The organism is Sphingomonas sp., assembly GCF_030145815.1.
Taxonomy (GTDB): domain Bacteria; phylum Pseudomonadota; class Alphaproteobacteria; order Sphingomonadales; family Sphingomonadaceae; genus Sphingomonas.
The window spans coordinates 1-4,247 of record NZ_JAIXHL010000070.1 but is presented as its reverse complement, the minus strand read 5'-3'; the positions used below and the strand labels follow the sequence as shown (position 1 = coordinate 4,247).

4 protein-coding genes and 1 pseudogene are annotated in these 4,247 nt (G+C 65.7%); 2 read left to right on the top strand and 3 right to left on the bottom strand.

The window, feature by feature from the left end:
- The 3 genes from prs to KYX69_RS22925 all read right to left on the bottom strand — a co-directional run.
- A partial coding sequence (prs, locus tag KYX69_RS22935; protein WP_300501661.1) for a ribose-phosphate diphosphokinase occupies positions 1–565 on the bottom strand: 565 nt, incomplete at its 3' end.
- An 8-nt stretch (positions 566–573) separates the two neighbouring features.
- Positions 574–2,112, bottom strand: a complete 1,539-nt coding sequence (locus tag KYX69_RS22930; protein WP_300501660.1) for a thymidine phosphorylase family protein — start codon at positions 2,110–2,112, stop codon at positions 574–576.
- Entirely contained in the window at positions 2,109–3,569 is a 1,461-nt protein-coding gene (locus tag KYX69_RS22925; RefSeq protein WP_021245239.1) for an MBL fold metallo-hydrolase RNA specificity domain-containing protein, read from the bottom strand. The genes KYX69_RS22930 and KYX69_RS22925 overlap by 4 nt, the downstream gene beginning before the upstream one ends.
- Before the next feature lie 251 nt (positions 3,570–3,820).
- Between KYX69_RS22925 and KYX69_RS22920 the strand changes: the two genes are divergently transcribed.
- Together KYX69_RS22920 and KYX69_RS22915 are read left to right on the top strand one after the other, a co-directional pair.
- Positions 3,821–4,084, top strand: a complete 264-nt coding sequence (locus KYX69_RS22920) for a DUF2933 domain-containing protein (protein ID WP_013039078.1) — start codon at positions 3,821–3,823, stop codon at positions 4,082–4,084.
- Positions 4,081–4,247, top strand: a pseudogene (locus KYX69_RS22915) (isoprenylcysteine carboxylmethyltransferase family protein); the annotation flags it as partial. The gene KYX69_RS22920 and the pseudogene KYX69_RS22915, both read left to right, overlap by 4 nt.

The window sequence follows — 4,247 nt, the reverse complement described above, 5'->3', positions numbered from 1 at the left end:
TTTTCTCGCACACGAGAAACGGAGCATCGGCATCGGCCGCCACCTGCGAGACCCACTGTTCGCTTTCCAGGTCCGGACCGATGATCAGCGGACGAGCGACATTGCGCTTGATCCACGAGGCCAGAAGTGGCGCGGCATGAACAACCTGGGTCGGGATGCGGTAGATTTCCGACAACGCATGATAGCGATGGAGATGCGGATCGACCGTCACCAGCCAGTCGAGATGGCGGGACAGAATCGCGGCAAAGGTTCGCGACGTCACCGCCTCGCCGGCATGGAAGCGTATGTCCTGGCGCATGTAAGCGAGGTAGGGGGCGACGAGCCCGATCCTGCGAGCGCCCAGATCGCGCGCGGTGTCGGCTGCGAACAGCAGCGGCAACAGCTTGGCGTCCGGATGATCGAGACTCGACAGCAGGATGACCTCGCGGTCGCTGACGTCGCTTACGACCCTGAGATAGGTTTCCCCGTCAGGAAACTGACGATGCTCGATCGTGCCGACCTCTGCATCGAGCGCGGCGGATAGCGGCTGTGCCAGGGCCTCGCTGCCAGGCAGCGCGAACAGCACGGGACGGTTCATAGCGCTTCAATCCCGAAGATCGGCCCGTCGCTCACCGCATAGGCCGCCGCATAATCGAGCTCGCCCGGGCTCTCGGCATGAATGGTGCACAAGGGAGCCCCGGCATCCACCATCTGGTTCAGCCGACACTGCAGCGCGACGCCGGCGGCCTTGGCCATCGGCGCGCCGGCAAGCTTCGCGACCGTCGCGAGCTTGCGATTGTCGATACTCACCAGGCGGCCGCTATAGGGAGCGATCATATCCTGTTGGAACCGGGCGACCGGTGGAGCCCGCATGCCGCCCTGCGCTTCGCAGATACGTTGGAACTTGGCCCAGGCCCGGCCGCTTTCGAGGCACGCCCGCGCACGCGCATAGCCTTCGCCGGCCGGGGCCGCGTCCGCGAGCTCAAGCAGTCCTCCCGCCAGCTCGCAGGCCCGGTGGGCGAGATCCTCGGCGCCAGGCTGCCCCTGGAGCACGGCAAGGATATCCTGCGCCTCGAGCGCCGGACCGATGCCCCGTCCGATCGGCTCCGCGCCGGGGCCGCGCATCACGCGCGTGCGAAGCCCGAAGGCTTGGGCGACCGAGCTCAGCGCGCGCTCGAGGGTGTCGGCGGCAGCGGCTCCGCGGACCTTGGCGGTCGGCCCGACCGGGATGTCGATGACCAGATGGGTCGCACCGGCCGCGACTTTCTTGGACAGCACCGAGGCGACCATCTGCCCGACGGCATCGATATCGAGCACGCGCTCCACGCCGATGATCACGTCGTCGGCAGGGCTGAGATTGACGGCGCCGCCCCAGGCGATGCAGCCGCCTTCGCGCTCGACCACCTTGCGGATTGCGGAAACGTCGAGGTCGACAGGTGCCAGCACCTCCATCGTGTCCGCCGTGCCGGCCGGCGAGGTGATCGCCCGCGACGATGTCTTGGGCATGATCAGGCCCTCCGCGGCCATGATCGAGACGATGATCGGCGTGGTGCGATTGCCCGGCAATCCACCGACGCTATGCTTGTCGACGATGACCGTTCCGGGCCACTGCAATCGCTCGCCGACATCGACCATCGCCCTGGTCAGGCTGATCGTTTCGTCCGTATCGAGCGGGACCGCCGAGCAGGCCGTGACGAATGCCGAGAGATGGACATCGCTATAGCGTCGCTCGGCGATGTCGGTGATGATCGCTGAAAAAGCCCCGTCACTGAGACGATTGCCATAGATACGCCGACGCACTTCGGCGAGCGAGGCGAGAGGCTGGGCGTGCGCGATCTCGACCGGATCGCCCTCGCTGACGCCGAGCCGCTGCCATGCGGATTCCGAGAGGCCGATCTCGCCGGGCGCTGGAGCCTCCGCGGAACTGTGCAGCAGCGAGACGACGATTTCCCGCCCGCCGGCGCGCAGCGCGACCTGCGCGCGGGACGCAAGACCTTCCGAGCGGCAGACGGGACAGTCGTGGCGCATGACCGCGATCAGATCGCTACCGGCACCCGACAGGCCGATGCGGCGTGCCCGCAGCGTCGTCGCGACAGACTCTGCTTCGGCGTTCTCGATGATCCCGGGCTTCACGCGAGCATGCCCCAGCTACCCAGCGCCGGTACGCTGCATGCCCAGCCCAGTTCCTCCGAGACACGCTTCGCCAGGACGTGGGCGCCGGTCGGCTCGCCATGGGTGACATAGACGTGGCGCGGGGCCTCGTGCAGCGAGCCGAGCCAGCGCATGAGCTCGTCGCTGTCGGCATGCGCCGAGAGCATCGTCAGGTTGGCGACCTCGGCTTCGACCGGGATATACTCGCCGTGGATCTTGATCGTCCGGGCGCCGCCGATCATGGCGGCGCCGCGGGTGCCCGCCGCCTGGAAGCCCGAGAAGAGGATGAGGTTCTTCCCATCCGGCGCGAAGCGCTTGAGATGGTGGAGCACGCGGCCGCCCGTTGCCATTCCGCTGGCCGAGATGATGACCTTTGGGGCGGGGTTGGCGGTGAGTTCCTTGGATTCCTCCACTTCGCGCACATAGTGCGCGACGCTGCACGCCGCTTCGCACTCGGCGCGGGCCAGGCGATGCTCGTCCATGAAATCGCACATCAGCCCGCTCGCGTTGATCGCCATCGGGCTGTCGAGGAAGATCGGGATGTCGCGGAGGCGTCCCTGCGCGCGCAGACGCGAGAAATGATAGAGAAGCGACTGGACCCGTCCCACGGCGAAGGCCGGGATCACCACCGTCCCTCCTCTCTCGACGCATCGTTCGACATGATCTCCAAGCGTCTTTGTCGGATCGACCTGCTCGTGGCGCCGATCGCCATAGGTCGATTCCACCAGGACATAGTCGGCGCGCGCGGGCGGCTCGGGATCTTTCATCACCGAATCGCCGTAACGGCCGATGTCGCCTGAGAAGAGGATTGTCCGCCCCTTCCAGTCGATCTCGATCGACGCCGCGCCGAGGATGTGGCCGGCGCGATGATAGCGCACCCTGATGCCGTCCGTGACTGCATGCCACGCTCCGAACTCGATCGGCCGGAAGAGCTGCAATGCCAGACGCGCGTCAGCCTGGGTGTAGAGCGGCAGCGCCGGCTGGTGCCTGGAGAAGCCGTGCCGGTTGGCGAACTCCGCATCCTTTTCCTGCAGATGACCGCTGTCGGGAAGAAGGAGCTCGCACAGGGCCGCGGTCGCCCGGGTGGCAAGGACGGTACCGTCCCAGCCCAGGCGCGCCATGCGCGGTAGCGCGCCCGAGTGATCGAGATGAGCGTGGGTCAGCAGGACTTGGCCGACATCGGCGACTTCGGGTGGAATTGGCGCCCAATTAAGGCGGCGCAGATCCCTGGGTCCTTGAAACAGGCCGGAATCGACAACGATCTGAGTTTCACCATCGTCCACCAGGTAACGCGACCCTGTGACCGTTCCCGATGCGCCGAGAAAGGCGACGCCGAGACCATCGGCCGGGCGCTTAGCCAGATCGATCCTTGCTTCGCGCTCGAGGACGGTCACGCCGGACTGGTTGCGGGAATGGTGCCGTTTCTTTCTCTTGTGCATGGACGCGGGCCTGCCTCTCACGATTATGTTCGTGAGCGCAGCTTTGATTCGCGGACGCCGCACGCCTATACGCAAAAGCCGCAGCACGACTGCTGCTCCCGACAGTTGCGTCGCGCGAACACCGGTGGCCGATCCGATCGATCACCTTACCCATGCTTGCGCGATGCCCTTCGGACTTCGCTCTCTACTTATACCTTGCTCCTTGGACTCGAGCCTATGCAGGCTGGAGGTTGACTAGAAGAGAACGGCATATGGGCGAACATGACCATCGCATGCGCAAGCGCGGCAAGATCGTTCTGATCGGCTTCCTGCTCGTCGCCAGCTTCTTCCTCATTACCGAGCATACCGCGCACTTCCTGGGTGTGCTGCCCTATCTCATCCTGCTCGCCTGCCCGCTCATGCACCTGTTCATGCACCACGGCCAAGGTGGGCATCAGCATGGCCATGAGCCCGGCCAGGCACCCGCCGGCTTGCCGGCCAATCCCAACGGCCGCATCGAAGGAGAGTCGCGATGACGCACGCCGACTATGGCTATGGTCTGTGGGGGCTCGCGCTGGTCAATGCCGCCGTTTTCATCCTCTTTGCGTTCAGCTTCTTCAAGCCGGCAACGCGGCGCGACTGGCGCAGCTTCGGCGCGTTCAGTGCGTTCATCGTCGCGCTCTTCGCCGAAATGTATGG